We start from the raw sequence: 18,512 nt of genomic DNA on the forward strand, positions 1-18,512 counted from the left end.
ATGATTCTCCTGAACTCAGGCTTTACGATTCTGTAATGCGATAAAGAGGATCAGCACCGCGCCCCAGAGCGCCATAGTCAAATAGCTGCTGATCCCCAGCAAATTAAAGCCGCTTTCCAGCATTTGCAGCACAATGAGCGCCAGCACCAGGCCGATAATGCGGCCAAAGCCGCCGTCCGGGTTTATGCCGCCCAGCACAGAAGCAAGGATGGTGACCAGCAGATAAGACTCACCGTACCCGGCTTTGGCGGAGTTGAACTTGGCCATCATCAGAATGGCGGCCACCCAGCCGAGCAGCGCGGAAATCACGTACACCGATATCTGCACCCGCACGGTGTTAACGCCGCTGAAGCGCGTGGCCTGTTCGTTGGAGCCGACCAGATAAAGGCTGCGTCCCAGCGTGGTGTGCTCCAGCAATACCCAGAGTAGGACGGCAACCAGCAGGAACAGCAGCAGCGCGACCGGAATGCCGAGCAGCGTGGCGTTACCCAGGTACTGAATTGCCGCCGGGAAGCCGGAAATCACCGTACCGTTAGACAGCAAAATATTGAGGCCGGAAATCAGCGTCATGGTGCCGAGCGTAGCCAGAATAGGCGAAACGCCGACCCAGGCGACCAGCGCGCCGTTTAGCGTGCCGATAGCCACCGCCACGGCAATACCCGCCAGCAGCGCCAGCGCAAAGAACAGCGGGTTATCCGGGTGGCTGACGATAATGGCCGCCATCACCAGCGAACAGGCGTTCGCCCCGGCAATAATCGACAGGTTGATCCCGCCGGTCAGCATTGTCATTCCCATACCCAGCGCCAGCATGCCAAGAATAGGCAACTGAGAGCCGATGGACTGGAAGTTGGCGAGGCTAAAGAAGCGCCCGCCCAGCAGCAGCGAAAACGCCACGGCAACCACCACAATAATCACGCACTGCAGCCGGATGATGGCGTCACCGGGTAAAAATCTGGCGAAGGTTTTCATCTCAAAGCTCCCTTGCGAGTTTGCGTTTTTCATTCCAGGCCGTGGCGCTGATGCTGACCAGGATAATCACGCCGCTGAACACGGCGTGCCAGTAAGAGGACACGCTCAGCAGCGTCAGACCGTTTTGTAAGAATGCCAGCAGGATAACCCCGAGCAGGGTGCCGGTGAGCGTCCCGCGCCCGCCGCTCATGCTTGTCCCGCCGAGCACGACCGCCGCCAGGACCGTTAGCTCAAAGCCCAGCAGCGAGTTTGGGGCAACGGACTGGGTGATCTGCGCCTGAACGACGGCGGCAATACCGGCCAGAATCCCCATATAGCCGTAGACGTAGAAGTGCAGCTTAAGCAGGTTCATCCCCAGCCGGGACGCCGCCTCGCGGTTGCCGCCCATGGCATAAATCTGGCGGCCAAGGCGCGTGTAGTTCATCAGCACGGCGGTAAAGATAATCACTGCGGCCAGGCACAGCAGCGGCAGGGTTAACCCGTACTGGTAACCGTCTTTGGCGGTGAAAGAGAACCAGTTAATGCCGTTCATAAACCAGTCCGGGAAGCCGTACAACCAGGTGCCTTTGGTGAGGTAAACCAGCAGGCCGTAGTAAACGTTGAGGGTGGCAATGGTGATGATGATCGCCGGGACCCGCAGCCAGTAAACCAGGAAGCCGTTGATAAGCCCGAGCAGCAGCCCCACGGCAATGGAAATCACCAGCGCCAGCGCAAAATTACCGCCGTGGGCAATGACCCAGCTTGCCATCACGTACTGGGCAATAGCGGTCATCGCCGGGAACGAAATATCAATCCCTCCGGAAATCAGCACCACAAACAGCCCGCAGGCCAGAATACCGAGAATGGCGTAGCTGGTGGCGACATCCGTCAGGTTACCGAGGGACAAAAACTCATCGGTGCTGATACTCAGGCCAACGGCCAGAGCCACCACCAGAAGACCCAGCCAGAACTCATGTTGCCCGGCCAGGCGGGAAAAACGAGGGTTATTCATTGACCACCTCAGCAATGTCCTGCTCGCTACTGCGATGAGGATTAAACTCTGCGACCAGCTCGCCCCGGCGCATCACCAGCACGCGGTGGCTGTTGTAATACGCCTCAGGGATTTCATCGCAAATCATCAGTACCGCCAGCCCCTGTTCCGCCAGGGAACGGGCGATTTGGTAAATACCTTCTTTATTGGCGATATCCACGCCCACCGTGGGCGAGTCGAGAATCAATATTTGTGGGTTAGTCGCTACCCATTTGGCGATGGCAATCCTTTGGGCGTTGCCGCCCGAAAGGGTTTTTACCGGCAGCCCGGCATCGGAGACTTTGATGTTTAGCTCACGAATAAGATCGGCCACCAGATGACGGGCTTTTTCATGATCGAGCAGGCCGCTGCGGGTATGAAGCCTGTCGAAGACCGTGACAATCGTGTTGTCGTAGATCGACTGCTCCATGATCAGGCCTTGAGTCAGGCGATCTTCTGACACGTAGCCGATGCCGTGTTTGATCGCATCGTGGTTATTGCGAAACGTCACCGGCACGCCGTCGATCAGCATTTCACCGCTTTGCGGCTGCGTCATGCCGAACAGACTCATGCACAGTTCGGTGCGGCCCGACCCGAGCAGGCCGACGATGGAAACAATCTCGCCGCTGCGCAGCGACAGATTGATGTTGTGGTATTTGCCCTTGCGGCTGAGGCCGCGCAGCTCCAGCATCGGCTGTTTTTCTACCGGAGGTTTTTCCGGCAGCGGGCTGTAGTGGAAGCGTTGCCCGGTCATCAGGAACGCAAGCTCGTTGCTGTCCAGCTCGCTGGCCTGCCAGGTGCCGACCAGCTTCCCGTCGCGCATCACGCTAATGCGGTCGGCGACTTCCATCACTTCGTCCAGACGGTGGCTGACAAACACCACGCAAATCCCGTCCGCTTTGAGTTCATTCACCACCCGCAGCAGGCCGTTAACCTCCTGGCGGGTAAGCGACGCAGTGGGTTCGTCCATAATAACCAACCGGGCGTCAGCGGCAATGGCGCGGCAAATCGCCACCAGTTGGCGATCGGCTATCGAGAGTTTTTCGACTTTTTTGTCCGGGTCGAGCGTGACGCCAATGCGCTGCATGGCCGCCAGCGCCTGGGCTTTCATCACGCTGCGGTTAACCCACAGGCTGCCGCCGGGCTGATAGCGGTGCACGGCGATATTCTCGGCCACGCTGAAATTGGGGAACAGCGACAGATCCTGGTAGATCACCTGGATGCCGTAATGCGCGGAAAGCGTGGGCGTCAGGCTGTGAAACAGTTTGCCGTCGAGGGCAATCTGCGCCCCTTTTTCCGGATGATAGACGCCGGAAATCACTTTGATGATCGTGCTTTTACCGCAGCCGTTTTGCCCGGCCAGGCAATGAACTTCGCCTTTTCTGAGCGTCAGATTGACGTTATCCAGCGCCCGCACGCCCGGGAATTGCTTGCTGATATTCTCAAGAGTGATAAATGCGGATGTGTCGGTCATGGGTAATGCCCCTGCCGGCGCCCGACGTGGGCGCCACAAAATAATCTTGTTGGAGAATGCCGGTCGGCTGACCGGCATTCCGGTTTCCCTGGTGTTGGCGGAGTGCCTTAGAAACCGAGTGACTGAGCGTTATCTTTGGTGACTTCGAGGATCTTGTTAAAACGGATCACTTTCTTATCCATGTCGACATCGGCCTTGCCCAGACCGTCAATGGTCAGGTCTTTGGTCACGGCTTTGCCCTGCAGCAGCTGATCGGCCACGGTAACCAGTGCGTAACCGGCATCTTTAGGATCCCACAGCAGCGCTTTTTTAATGTCGCCGCGCATCAGGTAAGGTGCCGCCTGGCCCGGCATGGCAATGCCGACAACCGCCAGTTTGTCCTTCGCACGTTTCTTCTGTACCGCCTGGCCCGCGCCGATTGGGCCGAGGGAGCCAAAGCCGATCACGCCTTTCATCTGCGGATACGTTTTCATCAGATCGAGCGTGGTGGAATAGGATTTGTCGATGCTCTCCGCCACCGGCAGGCGCGAAGTCACTTCGAACATATCCGGGTATTTTTCTTTCTGATATTTAATGGCGGAATCCGCCCAGGCGTTGTGCAGCGGCACGGTCAGCGACCCGACGTAAATCGCATAGCCGCCTTTGCCACCCATGTCTTTCGCCAGCTCGTCCATGTTGGCCTGAGCATATTTTTCGCTGTCGATGGTTTCGATATCCCACTGGCCGATCTGCTGGTCAGGGGATTCATGCGTCAGCACCACGATGCCCTGATCGCGCGCTTTTTTCAGTACTGGCTCCAGTACTTTGGCATCGTTAGGCACCACAATAATGGCGTTCACTTTCTTGGCGATCAGATCCTCAATCACCTTCACCTGCTGAGCCGGATCGGGCGTTGAGGCCCCGGTCTGGTAAGCGTTAACGTTGAGTTTTTTTGCCGCTTCGTTGACGCCGGTTTCCATCCGGTTAAACCATGGGATCCCGGTGACTTTCGCCACCACTGCGATTTCATACTTATCCGCCGCAACGGCCGTACCGGACAACATGCATGCAGAAATCAGGGTTGCACTGAGTAATGCGAGTTTGAATTTCATAGGTGTACCTTTTTTATTAGGGACTGAGGCATGTCACGGAGAGGAGACTAGCAACGAAGGGAAGAGGGAATGAATCGCAGTTTTTCTAAATGTGATGCACGCCCATTATTGTTTTTTTTTAGATCTAATTTAGTTAAAAAATAGTTAAATATATGATGTTTTTTTAAACTGGACGGACATGGTGGTGTTAATTAATAGCCAGAAATGAAACATATAAGAAACAATTAATAAACAATTTGCCGTTAAGGGGACGTTTTTGGCAGCAAAGAGGGTGCAAGCCAGCAAAAAAATGTTACGAAATTGTGAGCTGAAGCGTATCAAGCAAAATGAGCGGGAAACAAATGAAAAAGGCCGCATTAGCGGCCTTTAAGTGAGGCAGAAATTTAGCGCTTATCGACGGAAATCGCGCCAGGGCCGGTGACCGCAAGCAGCAGGAAACCACCAGCTATGCTGATGTTTTTATAAAAGTTAATCATATTAGGCATCACTGCATCCCCGGTCATATTCCAGTAATGGTGACCGATGAGCGCCGTGCCGAGGGTATAAAACACAAACAAAATGGCCAGCGGGCGGGTAAAGAACCCGATGATCACCAGGATAGCGGCAACAACTTCCATAAACACCGCAATCGCGGCGGCTAGCGTCGGGAGTGGGGTGCCAAGATGCTCCATATACGCCACGGTGCCGCTGAATCCGCTGAGCTTCGGCAAGCCGAAAATAATGAACAGCAGAATCAACGCAATACGGGCAATAAGCAGGATCAGGGCACGAGATTGACCAAAATCGAAATAGCGGAGTGTGTTCATAGCGGGCTCGCCTGTAGTGGACTCAATTTAAAGTTAATACACAACTTCCGAGCCTGCCATTGCCGCTGCGCCTCTACCGCGTTGTTTGTGTTAATGAATGTTTTTATTAATGACGCCCGACGCCATCTCGTTATTCCATCAGCGCAGTCTCGGCATATAAATAACCAATCCCCATCACCTGCTGAGCGCGGGTGAGCTGCCCGAAGTTTATTTGCGTGGCGTGACTCTTCAGGCCATCACCGTGGTCGAACGGATTAAAACCAATGCGCTGTTTAATGGCGCTCAGCCAGTTTTCGCCAAACTCGCAGCTGCGGCCATAGAACCAGATCTGGTTAATGTTGAGAATATTAAGGAAGTTATACAGGCTAAGCCCAATCGCATTGGCCGAATCTTCTACCCAGCGGGCGACCCTTTCATCCCCGGCATGCAGCGCCTGAACCAGCTGCCGGGAAGTGAGCTTTTCCGGATCGTGCTGCTGTGCCTCAGGGTGCGTTTTGAGCCAGATGCGGGCCTGTTTTTTCAGCGCACTGAGCGAAGCCACGGTTTCCAGGCAGCCATAGCGCCCGCAGTCGCAGGCCATGCCGTCCGGGTTAACTATGGTGTGGCCAATTTGCCCGCTGCCGTACAGATTGCCGCGATAGATTTGCCCGTTGATCACAAACGAAGAGCCGATGCCGTAATCCACGTTAAGCACGCAGAAATCTTCCCGGTTGCCGTTGTTTTGCCACTTTTCTGCCAGGGCCAGCATCACGCAGTCGTTATCCAGCCTGACTTCGATGTTCAGCTTCTCTTCCAGCAGGTATTTAATTTCCACTGCCTCCCGCCAGGGAGCCTGCGGCATGGTTTGTGACACGCCGGTCACCGGATCTACCTGTCCATGTATGCCCAGCGCGAGATTGATCGTTTTTTTCGGCCAGCTTTTTCGCTGTTGCTGCCAGATTGCTTCGATGGCCGACAGCAGCATCTGGGGAGAAGGGGCCACAATAGCGCGGCGCTCAAAGTCGGCTATAGGCGAAAGCTGGGCGTTGCACAGCTGGCTCTCGATGCTGGTGGGGGTGACGTTCATGCAGAGGATGTAATTCCCCTCCGGCGGGATCTGGTAGCTGCCGCTGTTCAGCCCCCGGCTGCTGAGGTTTTCGCTGGAATGGCTAAGTTTGCCCTCATCGACCAGTTCCTCAAGGATGTTGCTGACGGCCGGAATGGACAGCCCGGTGTAGCGGGCAAACTGCGATTTACTCAGCTGCTTGTGTCGCCATACCAGCGTCATCAGCGTTTGTCGGTTGAGCTGACGTACCCGCTGATTATTGAAACCTGACTGCTGCATGTTTACTAAACCTCATTAACTGTATTGCGTGAGCATTGAGCGATTAAATCATAATCAGCTGCTCCAGACTGCTGGCAATCCCCCATTCACTGTTATTTGTTTACTGGAGAGTTGCTATGTACGGAGCCGTTAAAGTCTGGCAGGAAACGATCTCACTCCCTACCTGGACCACCGGAGCAGAGGATCCCAACCCGATGTTCCTGGAAAATCGTGTCTATCAGGGATCTTCCGGTGCGGTTTACCCCTATGGCGTCATAGACACCCTGACCGGTAAACGTGAAATGCGTGAGTATCAGGCGGTTTGGCTGGAGAACGATTTCATTCGCGTCATGCTGCTGCCGGAGCTGGGCGGGCGTATTCACCGAGCCTGGGACAAAGTGATGGGGCGCGATTTCGTGTACTACAACGAAGTGGTCAAACCCGCGCTGGTGGGCCTGATTGGGCCGTGGATCTCCGGTGGGATCGAATTCAACTGGCCTCAGCACCACCGCCCGACCACTTTTCTGCCGGTAGACGTGACCTTCCAGCAGCACGAAAGTGGGGCGCAAACCGTCTGGCTGGGGGAAGTGGAGCCGATGCGCGGCCTGCAGGTGATGACCGGGTTTACGCTTTACCCGGAAAAAGCGCTGATTGAAATTACCGGCAAAGTCTTTAACGGCAACGCCACGCCGCGCCACTTCCTGTGGTGGGCTAATCCGGCGGTGAAGGGCGGTGACGACCATCAGAGCGTATTCCCGCCAGACGTGACCGCGGTGTTTGACCACGGCAAACGCGACGTTTCCGCCTTCCCGATTGCCCACGGCACCTACTACAAAGTGGATTACTCAGCGGGCGTGGATATCTCGCGCTACAAAAACATCCCGGTGCCAACCTCTTACATGGCCGATAAGTCGAATTACGATTTTGTTGGGGCCTACCACCACGGCGAACAGGGCGGTCTGCTGCACATTGCCGATCACCATGTATCGCCGGGCAAAAAGCAGTGGACCTGGGGCAACTGCGACTTTGGCCTGGCCTGGGATCGCAATCTGACCGACACCAACGGCCCGTACATCGAGCTGATGACCGGCGTGTTCACCGACAACCAACCGGACTTTACCTGGCTGGCGCCGTTTGAAGAAAAAGTGTTTGTGCAAAACTTCCTGCCTTACAGCAAGCTGGGGACGCTGCAAAACGCCAGCACCGATGCGGCCATCAAGCTTGAGCGTGAGCAGGGCAGGCTGGAACTCGGCGTCTACGCCATTTCCCCGCTGGAAGCGGTGACGCTGCGTCTTGAAAGCGACGGCGTAGTCCTGTGGCAAACGCCGCTCAGCCTGAAACCGGCGGAAGCCTGGCTGCATCAACTGACGGATGACTGGCCGCAGCGGCTGACGCTGAGCTTACTCAACGCGCAAGGCGAAGTGGTGCTCAGCTACCTGGAACACATCGCGGAAGAGCTGCCTCTGCCGCAGGCGGCGCAGGCCCCGGCTAAGCCTGAACAGATCGCTAACTGCGACGAGCTTTATTTCATTGGCCAGCATCTGGAGCAGTATCTGCACGCCAGCCGGTCAGCCTTCGACTATTACCGGCGAGCGCTGGACATTGATCCGCTCGATTCCCGCTGTAACCTCGCCCTGGGCACGCTCGAATTCAACCGGGGCAACTGGCAAAAAGCCAAAGAGCACGCCGACGCGGCGCTGCAGCGCGCCCACAGCCTGAACAAAAACCCGCAAAATGGCGATGCCAGCCAGCTTCTCGGCTCGGCGAAAGAGCGCCTGGGCGACTACGACGGCGCCTTCGATGCTTACTACAAGGCCAGCTGGAGCGGCAACTGCCGGGATGCGGCATTTTATGCCCTGGCCCGTCTGGCAATGCGCAAAGGGGAAACGGCTCGCGCCTTAACGCTGGTATCCCAAAGCCTGCAGTTCAACGCCTCGAATAACCTCGCAATGGGGCTGAAAGCGCTGGCGCTGTCTCAGCAAGGAGAAAAAGCGACGGCGCTGGCGTGGATTGAGCAGCAGCTTGCCGTCTGGCCGCTGAGTTATGCCCTGCATTATGCCCGCTGGGCGATAACCCAGAGTGAAGGTGACAAGCAAAAGCTGCGGCAGGTGACCGGCCAGCGCGGCACTAACGCCAGCGTTTTGGCCGGCTGGCTGATGAGCTTTGGGGCAGAACATGCCGCGCGTGAACTGCTCACCGTGCTGAATGCCCAGGAAACGATGCCGCTGCTGTGGCAGGCCTCGCTGGAATCCGATCCACAGCGCCAGCAAAACTATCTCGTGCAGGCTCGGGAGCAGTTTACCGCCCGGGTTCGCTTCCCTAACACGCTGGATGAAGTGCAAATGCTGATGCGCCTCCCGCAGGATGGTTTTGCGCAGTATCTGCTGGGCTGCTTCTGGTACAGCAAACGTCGCTATGCAGGGGCGCTAACCTGCTGGGCATTCTGCGCTGAACAGATGCCTGAGTTTGCCTCCGTGCAGCGCGTGCTGGCGATTCATGCCTGGAACAAAGAGCAGGACGTTCAGCGAGCTGAAACGCTGCTGCAGCGTGCCGTTGATCTCGAACCTGATAATGCGCGCTTCCTGTTTGAACTCGACTTCCTGCTGAAGCTGAATGGCCGCGCACCAGAGGAGCGTCTTACCCGTCTGGAGGCGAAGCGTGACGTTGCGCTAAAACGTGACGATCTCACTGCCGAGCTGCTGAGCCTGTGGAACCAGCATGGCAAGCAGGAAGCTGCCGCGAAGGTGCTGGCTGAACGCAAGTTCCACCCGTGGGAAGGCGGCGAAGGCAAAGTGACGGGGCAGTACATTATCAGCCAACAGCGGCTTGCCCTGGCCAGTATGTCTGCCGGCCATTACGGCCAGGCGGAGGAGCTGCTGCAACAGGCGCTGAGCTACCCGGAAAACCTCGGCGAAGGCCGTCTGGTCGGGCAAACCGACAACGATATCTGGTATCTGCTTGGGTGCTGTGCGCAGCTCCTGCAGCGTCACGAACGGGCGAAATCTTACTTCCAGCAGGCGTTGAAGGGCGGGAGTTCCCTGGCGGCCGGGCGCTACTACAACGACCAACCCGTGGACTACCTCTTCTATCAGGCTATGGCCCTCAAACAGCTGGGTGAGCTTGAGGCGGCCCATCAGCAATTCAAAGCCTTTGTTGACTGGGCGCAGGCGCACCGTGCCGACGGGGTTGAGGCCGATTTCTTCGCCGTTTCCCTGCCGGACCTGATTGCGCTCAACGGCGACCCGCGGAAACAACATCAGCAGCATTGCCTGTTTGTGGAGGCGCTTGGGTGGCTCGGCCTGGGGGATATCGCCGCCTTCAACCAGCGGGTGGAAGCCCTGCTGACCCTTAACCCGGCCCATGACAAGGCGCATCTGCTGCGTCAGGTCCTTAGCACCGACGTACTTTAACAATAACTGGCGGGCGACGATGAGCGCCCGCTCCCTTACCCTACAAATACAAGATGAGGATCGACCATGGAAAGTATGCAATCGCAACTACGCATGGGTTACGTCTGGACCATCTGTCTGGTGGCCGCCTGTGGCGGGCTGTTGTTTGGTTATGACTGGGTGGTTATCGGCGGGGCAAAACCGTTCTACGAAGCCTATTTTTCTATTACCGACCCGGCCGTTTCCGGGTGGGCAATGAGCTCTGCCCTGGTGGGATGTATTCTTGGGGCGATACTCTCCGGCTGGTGTGCCGACAAGTTTGGCCGCAAAATCCCCCTTATTCTTGCCGCAATTATGTTTACCGCGTCTGCCTGGGGCACCGCAGTGGCAAGTCACTTCGATATGTTTGTTCTCTGGCGCATTGTCGGCGGAGTGGGGATTGGCCTCGCTTCGGCGCTTAGTCCGATGTATATCGCAGAAATCAGCCCGGCGGCACAGCGCGGGCGCTTTGTGGCGGTCAACCAGCTCACCATTGTGGTTGGGGTGCTGGCGGCGCAGCTGATTAACCTGATGATTGCCGAGCCGGTTGCCAGCCAGGCAACGATGCAGGAAATCAGCGCCAGCTGGAACGGGCAGGTGGGCTGGCGCTGGATGTTTGGCTTTGAAGCCTTCCCGGCGGTGGTCTTTTTGATCCTGATGTTTTTTGTGCCTGAGTCACCTCGCTGGCTGGTGCGCGCCGGGAAAAACGAACGCGCTCACCAAATGCTGAGCCGCATCGGCAGTAAAGCCTATGCCGATGCAACGCTGAAAGATATTCAGGAAACGTTAAGCAAGGACACACAAAAAGTGTCCTGGTCCGCGCTTTGGGCACCGAAGGTTCGCCCGATCATCGTGATTGGTATGGTGCTGGCGGTGTTCCAGCAGTGGTGCGGGATTAACGTTATCTTCAACTATGCGCAGGAGATTTTTGCCTCCGCCGGGTTCGACATTAACAGCACGTTGAAATCGATTGTTGCGACCGGCCTGATTAACCTGGTGTTCACCCTTGCCGCGCTGCCGTTGGTGGACAAAATTGGCCGCCGCAAATTGATGCTGTTTGGGGCCGCTGGGCTGACAATTATCTATGCGCTGATTGGTGCCGCCTACGGCCTGGGTATTCTGGGGCTGCCGGTCCTGATTCTGGTGCTGGCCGCCATCGCCACCTATGCGCTGACGCTGGCCCCGGTAACCTGGGTGCTGTTGGCGGAAATCTTCCCGAACCGCGTTCGCGGCCTGGCGATGTCGCTGGGGACATTAGCGCTGTGGGTCGCCTGCTTCCTGCTGACTTACACTTTCCCTCTGCTGAATGCAGGCCTGGGCGCATCCGGCAGCTTCCTGCTGTACGGCGTTATCTGTGCCGCTGGCTTTATCTACGTGCGCCGCTTCGTGCCGGAAACCAAAGGCGTGAGCCTCGAAGCGCTGGAGCAGCAGCTGGCTGAAGGCCGCGTGAATGCTTCTCCCGCGCGGGCCGCAAAGGCGCTACGCTAATGGACACTCTGCACCTGCAAAATGATTTTCTTAGTTTGACTGTTGCCCCGCAGGGGGCCTCAGTTCTCAGCTTTGAATCTCTCAGGCACGGGAAACCGATTTTTCATCCGGCGAACCCGGCGCTGTTTCCAATGCTGCCGCTGGCTAATCGGGTGGCCGGGAACGCTTTCCATCTGCACGGCGAGCGAATCCAGCTGCCAGACAGCCTCGTCGATGAGCACTTTTTCCTGCATGGGGATGGTTGGCAAAAGCTTTGGCACGTTGAGCAGTACGAAGCTGAGTCTGTCACCTTGAGCCTGTGCAGCCAGTATCCCTGCTGTTTTCACTATCTGGCAAATCTGACTTACCGCCTGGCAGGCAACAGGCTGTTAACCCGACTTGAGCTGAAGCACACTGGCGAGAAGCCGATGATATACGGGCTGGGTTTGCATCCTTATTTTGCGCTGGAGCCAGCCAGGTGCAGTTTTCCGCCAGCGGCTACTGGCCCGAAGGCGAGCAGCACCTGCCTTTGGCCTGGGAAGGGACGTTCACCCCGCAGGCAGATTTTTCCCGTGCAAAAACGCCGGAGAACAAGTGGCTTAACGTGGGGTATTCCGGCTGGAGTGGCAGGGCGGTTATTACCCACTCGGAGATGAGCATTTGTCTGCGTAGCCCGGCGGCCTGTTTGATGGTATTCAGCATGGGGAACCAGCCGTTTATCTGTCTTGAACCGCAAACGCATCCGGTCAACGCGCACAACCAGGCGGGGATGCCGGGTTTAGTCATGCTGGAGACGGGCCAGATCACGCATCTGGAGATGGAGATTGAGGTGAGCTAACGCGCAATAGCCATTGTTTTGATGAGTGTTATTGCGCTGTTAATGTTTGCTTGCATGCCAGCCAGCTATCCCCGACACTATCGCCTCCAAAACGGGAGGGATCATGGTTTTGCATTCCACGCGCTGGCTGGCGCTCAGTTACTTTACCTACTTCTTTAGCTATGGCGTGTTTTTACCGTTCTGGAGCGTCTGGCTCAAAGGCGTCGGGCTTCCCCCGGAAACTATCGGATTGCTGTTAGGCTCAGGGCTGATTGCCCGTTTCCTCGGCAGTTTATTATTAGCCCCCCGCGTGACCGATCCTTCCCGCCTTGTTTTCGCCCTTCGTCTGTTAGCCCTTGCCACACTGGTTTTTGCCGCTGGTTTCTGGTTGGGCCATACCGCGCTCTGGCTGCTGCTGACGATGGTGGGCTTTAACCTGTTCTTCTCGCCGCTGGTGCCGCTGACCGATGCGCTGGCGGGGACCTGGCAGCGGCAAATGCCGCTGGATTATGGCCGGGTGCGGCTCTGGGGATCGCTGGCGTTTGTCATCGGCTCGGCCATTACCGGCAAGCTGGTGAGCGAGTTCAGCTCTCAGGCTATTCTGGTCCTGCTGACCCTTGGCGCGGCGTCGATGCTGATTGGCATGATGCTGCGGCCTTCCATTATGCCTCAGGGCGAAACCCGGCATCAGGCTTCAGCTGGCTGGCCCGCCTGGAAAGGGCTGATTATCAGCGCCTGGCGTTTTCTGGCCTGTGTTTCTCTGCTGCAGGGCGCGCATGCGGCCTACTACGGTTTTAGCGCGATTTACTGGCAGGGGGCAGGCTATTCCGCTTCCGTTGTGGGCTATTTATGGTCGCTGGGCGTGGTGGCGGAAATCGTTATCTTTGCCCTCAGCAACAAACTGTTCCGCCGCTGGAGCGCCAGAGATTTGCTGCTGCTGTCCACCGTGACCGGCATTATTCGCTGGAGCCTGATGGCAAGCACCACCGAACTGCCGTGGCTGATTGTGGCGCAAATCCTGCACTGCGGCAGCTTCACGGTTTGCCACCTGGCGGCGATGCGCTATATCTCTGCCCGCAAAGGCGGGGAGGTGATCCGCCTGCAGGCCGTTTACTCCGCCGTGGCGATGGGCGGCGGTATCGCCGTGATGACGATTTTCTCGGGCTTCCTCTATCAGCATTTGCAGGGCGGGATGTTCTGGATCATGGCGCTGGTGGCGGCCCCGGCGCTGTTCCTGCGGCCCAAAGTCGCCGCAGTCAGCCCGGTTGCGGAAAGCTAAGCCTCTAACAGTGCTTTGATGCGCTGCTGCTGGTGTTCACCCAGCGGCAGCGTGGCGTGAATGAGCGGGGGAGAAAACAGCGGCAGCGAGGTCGCGTAGGGCGTAATAACCAGCACCACTTCACGCGGGGCGCCCTGGCTTTGAAACTGCTGCACCGCCAGATATTTAATGTTGAGCGGCAGCAGGGTCAGCTCGCGCAGCTGCTGCTCAATTTTCTGTTCCAGCTCGCGATCGTCGGCCGTCAGCAGCAACACCTGTTTTTCCTGAATGTCACTTTCCTGCATCAGCCAGGCACCAAAGATCACTGCGACCAGGCCCCTTTCCGCATCGGAAAACTGAATCCCATAATGCTGTTCAAAATCCGCAAGCACTTCTCGCGAGGTTCGCATTAGCCTCGGATAAAGACGCGTGATCTCTTCGGGCAGGCTGTGGTCGATGCCGATATTAAAGTGGCAGCGGTTCAGCGCCTGGGCGAGGTGAATATAAAGCTGATCGCTCAGCCCTTGTTCATCGCTAAAAGAAAGCCCGGCCTGACGGCGGAAACGTTCGATCATCCGTGCGATTTCATTGTGTAACCGGGCATCCTGTTCATGTTCGTCATTAATCGGATCGGGAATTCTGAGCAGTTGAAACAGCAGGGCCAGGAAATGCTGTTCATCAACGTCTGCGGGCTGCATGACGCGGCGCTTCCAGTGGCGGGCTATTTCCTGGGCGACAACAAATTCAGGCCGCATCTGGCTCCACTCGCGCTGCTGCTGCGTCAGGACTGGCGCATTGCCGGAGTGATGCTGATGCAGACAATACTGCAAAAACAGCGTCAGGAACTGGCTGTCCCGGCTGTCGTACTGCCTTTTTAAACGGCGACCACACAGATTCACCAGCGCACGTAAATTAGTTTCGTCATACAGCGCCTTGATAAGCCCCAGATGCTTTAGCTGGGACTTTAGTGCCGGACTAAAGTGGTTTTGCACAAACTGCGGGCAAAGGCGCAGCGAGCGTCGCAGCCAGTGCAGCAGACAGAGGCGGCGGTCAAGGACTGTGCCTTCAATCCGGTAGCTGCCGTCCTGCTGCTGCGTCAGGGAGAGACGGTGATAACTCTGGATCTCATGGCCCGTGTCGGCTATATCTTGCAGGGTTTGCCTCTGATCCACGCCGTTAAGGCTGGCAATGACCTCCGGCGTGACGATCTGCTCCGGGAGATAGAGCATCAGAAGCAGGTGGCAGCGGCGCTGCGAACTGGATAGCACAGAGGGCGGCGGCGTCAGTAAAGTCATCATCTGGCTGTCCCAATGTGGTGTCAGAAGTTAAGAATAGCTAAAGGTTTCGGCCAATATATTGCCCTTTTTAGTTTTTCATCACGGAATTACGGCTGGCTCACAGAATTTAAATCTTGAGGGAAGCATGAGCGACAAAAGAATCAGCCTGAAAGGAGTAGCCTTGCTGCTGGCAGGGTTTTCGGCGACAAGCGTGCAGGCGCATCCCCACAGTTTTATCTCTATCGTCACCACGCCTGTGGTTGATCAGGGGCAGCTGACGGGGCTAAAAATGCAGTGGACGATGGACGACATTACTTCAGCAGATCTGTTGTATGACGCCGGCGACGCCAAGCCGGGGTCGCCGGTGTGGAAGAAGCTGGCGGCGGAAGTGATGGCTAATGTGCTGGGCCAGCACTACTTTACCGAGTTCTGGCATAACAAAGAGAAGGTGAAGTTTGGCAATTTGCCGCCGGAATATGGCCTGAGCCGTAGCAATCATCAGGCGGTGCTGACGTTTGTTCTGCCGCTGGCGCATCCGCAGCCGCTCAAAGGGCAGACATACCGTTTCTCGATCTTCGACCCGACTTATTTTGTCGACATGAGTTATGAGCACGATAGGGACGTGCATCTGCCACAGGATTTGGCCTCAAGCTGTAAAGTTGCCGTGCACACGCCAAAGCCCAGCGAAGAGACGCTGCTGTTCGCGCAGTCGCTGGATAAAGCTGACGCCCCGCCGGAGGACATGGACTTAGGGAAACAGTTTGCTCAGGAGGTGACGCTGGCATGTCAATAATCACCGCTTCTTCTCCCGTCCGCCGCTGGGGCCATCTGTGGCCGCTGGCGCTGTTTATGCTGCTTGCCACCGCCGGGCTTTATGCCTTGTGGCTTTACTGGCCGCAAATCTTGCTTAGTTCGGCCGTCTGGCAGCGTTCAATCAATCAGGAATTAAGCGGGCTGCTGCGTCAGGTGGCGGACAACCCCGCTCGCGCAGGCTTATCGCTGCTCTCTTTCAGTTTTGTCTACGGCGTGCTCCATGCGCTGGGGCCGGGGCACGGCAAAATCGTCATCAGCACCTGGCTTGCGACCCATCCCTCAAAAATTAAAAGCAGCCTCGGTTTGACCTTTGCCGCGTCTTTATTGCAGGGGCTGGTGGCTATTGCGCTGGTGGTCGTGGTGCTGGGCGTTCTCGCTTTGCCTTCCCGGCAGCTTCATCTCAGCAGCTTCTGGCTGGAGAAGGGCAGCTATCTGCTTGTCGGGTTCCTGGGCCTTTTGCTGAGCTGGCGGGCGCTGCGGCGTTTACAGGTTCAGTTACGCCGCAAACCCAAATTTACCTCGTTTACACCGCATCATGTGCATGACGCCAACTGCGGCTGCGGGCATCAGCACGTCCCGGACGAAAAACAACTGGCGGCGAGCAGCGACTGGCGGGCCAGACTGATGATTGTCCTGTCAATGGGCATGCGCCCCTGTTCTGGCGCGATTATGGTGCTGCTGTTCAGCAAGGTGATCGGGGTCTTTAGCTGGGGCGTGCTGTCTGCGCTGGCGATGGCGGCAGGTACCTCGATCACCATTTCCGGTCTGGCGCTGCTGGTGCACAGCTTCCGTGCGCTGGCGGTTCGCTTAAGCGGGAACCGGGCCCCGGTGCTGTGGCGGCAGGTGGGCTGGTCAACGCTCGCGCTGGCGGGAGGAATTGTCCTGGTCGTGGCCGCGCTGATTATGTGGCTGAGCGCCCAGCCGATGGCGCGAGGTATTCGGCCTTTCTGAACGGGTAGCTAAATGCGGGCATAAAAAATCCCCTCGCCGTAAAGCTGAGGGGATTTTTGTTTTTGCCTCTTCTTTATTGAAGATCAGGCAAAAAAGCTTAGCGCTTCAGCGCTTCGCTCAGTTCTTCACGCATGGTAGCCAGCATGGCTTTCACAACGCGCGGGTTACCGGCGACGATGTTCCCGGTCGTCAGGTAGTTATGGCCGCCGGTGAAATCACACACGATGCTGCCGGATTCACGAGCCAGCAGTTCACCTGCGGCGAAATCCCATGGCTTCAGGCCAATCTCGAAGAAACCGTCCACGCGGCCAGCGGCAACGTAGGCCAGGTCCAGCGCAGCGGAACCGGTGCGGCGGAAGTCTGCACACTGGGTGAACAGTTTGCCAACGATGTTGATGTAAGGAGTCGCGTGCTGCTTCACTTTGAACGGGAAGCCGGTCGCCAGAACGGTGCCGTCCAGGTCGCGTGCGTTGCTGCCGCGCAGGCGGTAGCCGTTAAGCTGGGCGCCCTGGCCACGGGTCGCGGTGAACAGTTCGTTACGCATTGGATCGTAAACAACGGCAACTTCAGTGCGGCCTTTGATACGAACAGCGATAGAAACGGAGAAATGTGGCAGACGTTTGATGAAGTTGGTGGTGCCATCCAGCGGATCGATAACCCATTGCACGTCCTGATCTTCGCCTGCATGTTCACCGCTTTCTTCGGTGATGATGGTGTGCTGCGGGTAAGATTTGCGGATTGTGTCGATAATAATCGCTTCTGCAGCTTTATCGACGTTAGTCACAAAGTCATTGCTGCCTTTCTGACTGCTTTCTACGGAGTCTGGTGTTTCGTAGTGTTTGGCAATTACATTACCCGCCTTGCGCGCAGCACGCACGGCGATGGTCAACATTGGATGTTGCATCGGTCTCTCTCGCTGGATGTTAAAGAACGGAAATCGCGGCGGAGTATAGCAGAGCGTTCGGAATATGTCCCAGGGTTATGATAAGATATTGCGATATTCTTCCCAGGCTATGAATGACAATGCTGCAAAACGTACGAATCGTGCTGGTCGAAACCTCGCATACCGGCAACATGGGCTCCGTGGCTCGTGCTATGAAAACCATGGGCTTAACTAACCTGTGGCTGGTCAATCCGCTGGTCAAACCGGACTCCCAGGCCATCGCCCTGGCTGCTGGCGCCAGTGATGTTATTGGCGATGCTCAGATCGTCGATACGCTTGATGAAGCGCTGGCAGGATGCAGCCTGGTGGTCGGCACCAGCGCGCGCTCCCGCACTCTGCCGTGGCCGATGCTGGACCCGCGCGAATGCGGTTTAAAAAGCATCAGCGAAGCGCAGCATGCGCCGGTGGCAATCGTCTTTGGCCGCGAACGCGTGGGCCTGACCAACGAAGAGCTGCAAAAATGCCATTATCACGTTGCCATTCAGGCGAACCCGGAATACAGCTCCCTTAACCTCGCGATGGCGGTTCAGATCCTCGCCTATGAAGTGCGCATTGCCTGGCTCGCCACGCAAGAGCAGCCGGAAGCGGCTAAAGAAGAGGAAGACGCCCCTTATCCGCTGGTGGATGACTTAGAGCGTTTCTATGTGCATCTCGAAAAAGCGCTGCAGGAAAGCGGTTTCATTCGCCCAACCCATCCGGGCCAGGTGATGAGCCGACTGCGCCGTCTGTTTACCCGTGCACGCCCGGAAAGTCAGGAATTAAACATCCTGCGCGGCATGCTGGCGTCGCTGGAAAATCCAAAAAAATCGGGCCAATAATACTTGAGTAAAATGGTAGGTTAAATAGTTGACCATTTTACTCAGGAATGTCAGACTTGCGTCCTGCTATGTGACAATCACACTTTTA

15 protein-coding genes and 1 pseudogene are annotated in these 18,512 nt (G+C 56.9%); 8 read left to right on the forward strand and 8 right to left on the reverse strand.

The genetic code is table 11. The annotated features are described in order from the left end of the window. Nucleotides 1–15: 15 nt before the first annotated feature. The 6 genes from F3J26_RS00310 to F3J26_RS00335 form a co-directional block, all read right to left on the reverse strand. Nucleotides 16–969, reverse strand: a complete 954-nt coding sequence (locus F3J26_RS00310) for an ABC transporter permease (RefSeq protein ID WP_166990433.1) — start codon at nucleotides 967–969, stop codon at nucleotides 16–18. Between the two features lies 1 nt (nucleotide 970). Beyond that, complete coding sequence (locus F3J26_RS00315; RefSeq protein ID WP_039305740.1) at nucleotides 971–1,960, reverse strand: ABC transporter permease; 990 nt, start codon at nucleotides 1,958–1,960, stop codon at nucleotides 971–973. Next, a complete protein-coding gene (locus tag F3J26_RS00320; protein WP_166990436.1) occupies nucleotides 1,953–3,452 on the reverse strand; it encodes an ATP-binding cassette domain-containing protein in 1,500 nt (499 codons plus the stop codon). The genes F3J26_RS00315 and F3J26_RS00320 overlap by 8 nt, the downstream gene beginning before the upstream one ends. Before the next feature lie 107 nt (nucleotides 3,453–3,559). Then, nucleotides 3,560–4,543 (reverse strand): autoinducer 2 ABC transporter substrate-binding protein, encoded by a 984-nt coding sequence (locus F3J26_RS00325; RefSeq protein ID WP_008459446.1) that lies wholly within the window; start codon nucleotides 4,541–4,543, stop codon nucleotides 3,560–3,562. A 383-nt stretch (nucleotides 4,544–4,926) separates the two neighbouring features. Beyond that, entirely contained in the window at nucleotides 4,927–5,349 is a 423-nt protein-coding gene (locus F3J26_RS00330) for a DoxX family protein (protein ID WP_008459445.1), read from the reverse strand. Between the two features lie 130 nt (nucleotides 5,350–5,479). Continuing rightward, entirely contained in the window at nucleotides 5,480–6,673 is a 1,194-nt protein-coding gene (locus tag F3J26_RS00335) for an ROK family protein (RefSeq protein WP_166990439.1), read from the reverse strand. A 116-nt stretch (nucleotides 6,674–6,789) separates the two neighbouring features. Here F3J26_RS00335 and F3J26_RS00340 point away from each other — a divergent pair, with 116 nt between their 5' ends. The 5 genes and pseudogenes from F3J26_RS00340 (at nucleotide 6,790) to F3J26_RS00355 (ending at nucleotide 13,643) form a co-directional block, all read left to right on the forward strand. Next, nucleotides 6,790–10,062 (forward strand): DUF5107 domain-containing protein, encoded by a 3,273-nt coding sequence (locus tag F3J26_RS00340; protein WP_166990441.1) that lies wholly within the window; start codon nucleotides 6,790–6,792, stop codon nucleotides 10,060–10,062. A gap of 66 nt (nucleotides 10,063–10,128) precedes the next feature. Beyond that, the gene (locus F3J26_RS00345; RefSeq protein WP_166990444.1) at nucleotides 10,129–11,568 is read left to right on the forward strand and encodes a sugar porter family MFS transporter; all 1,440 of its coding nucleotides are present in this window, start codon (nucleotides 10,129–10,131) and stop codon (nucleotides 11,566–11,568) included. Then, a pseudogene (locus F3J26_RS22745) lies at nucleotides 11,568–11,957 on the forward strand (aldose epimerase family protein); the annotation flags it as partial. The gene F3J26_RS00345 and the pseudogene F3J26_RS22745, both read left to right, overlap by 1 nt. Nucleotides 11,958–12,025: 68 nt before the next feature. Next, nucleotides 12,026–12,385 carry an aldose epimerase family protein gene (locus F3J26_RS22750; RefSeq protein ID WP_353621173.1) on the forward strand — a complete coding sequence of 120 codons (360 nt, stop codon included), beginning with the start codon at nucleotides 12,026–12,028 and terminating at the stop codon, nucleotides 12,383–12,385. A gap of 103 nt (nucleotides 12,386–12,488) precedes the next feature. Further along, on the forward strand, nucleotides 12,489–13,643 hold the full coding sequence (locus F3J26_RS00355; RefSeq protein WP_166990447.1) for a 3-phenylpropionate MFS transporter: 1,155 nt from the start codon (nucleotides 12,489–12,491) through the stop codon (nucleotides 13,641–13,643). Here the strand turns inward: F3J26_RS00355 and csiE are convergent. Beyond that, nucleotides 13,640–14,920, reverse strand: coding sequence for a stationary phase inducible protein CsiE (csiE, locus tag F3J26_RS00360; protein WP_008459437.1), 1,281 nt, complete (start codon nucleotides 14,918–14,920; stop codon nucleotides 13,640–13,642). The two genes, F3J26_RS00355 and csiE, sit on opposite strands and share 4 nt — an antisense overlap. A 124-nt stretch (nucleotides 14,921–15,044) precedes the next feature. Here csiE and F3J26_RS00365 point away from each other — a divergent pair, with 124 nt between their 5' ends. Continuing rightward, nucleotides 15,045–15,692 carry a DUF1007 family protein gene (locus tag F3J26_RS00365; protein WP_166990450.1) on the forward strand — a complete coding sequence of 216 codons (648 nt, stop codon included), beginning with the start codon at nucleotides 15,045–15,047 and terminating at the stop codon, nucleotides 15,690–15,692. Continuing rightward, a complete protein-coding gene (locus tag F3J26_RS00370) occupies nucleotides 15,683–16,663 on the forward strand; it encodes a nickel/cobalt transporter (protein WP_166990453.1) in 981 nt (326 codons plus the stop codon). Before F3J26_RS00365 ends, F3J26_RS00370 begins: the two co-directional genes overlap by 10 nt. 97 nt (nucleotides 16,664–16,760) lie before the next feature. On the opposite strand, the gene suhB is transcribed toward F3J26_RS00370, so the two are convergent. Continuing rightward, nucleotides 16,761–17,567, reverse strand: coding sequence for an inositol-1-monophosphatase (gene suhB, locus F3J26_RS00375; RefSeq protein WP_085938908.1), 807 nt, complete (start codon nucleotides 17,565–17,567; stop codon nucleotides 16,761–16,763). 119 nt (nucleotides 17,568–17,686) lie between these two features. On the opposite strand from suhB, the gene trmJ reads away from it, so the two are divergent. Then, a complete protein-coding gene (gene trmJ, locus F3J26_RS00380; RefSeq protein WP_008459431.1) occupies nucleotides 17,687–18,424 on the forward strand; it encodes a tRNA (cytosine(32)/uridine(32)-2'-O)-methyltransferase TrmJ in 738 nt (245 codons plus the stop codon). Nucleotides 18,425–18,512: the final 88 nt, after the last annotated feature.

The sequence above is a fragment of the Enterobacter sp. Ap-867 genome (assembly GCF_011752855.1).
GTDB lineage: Bacteria > Pseudomonadota > Gammaproteobacteria > Enterobacterales > Enterobacteriaceae > Cedecea.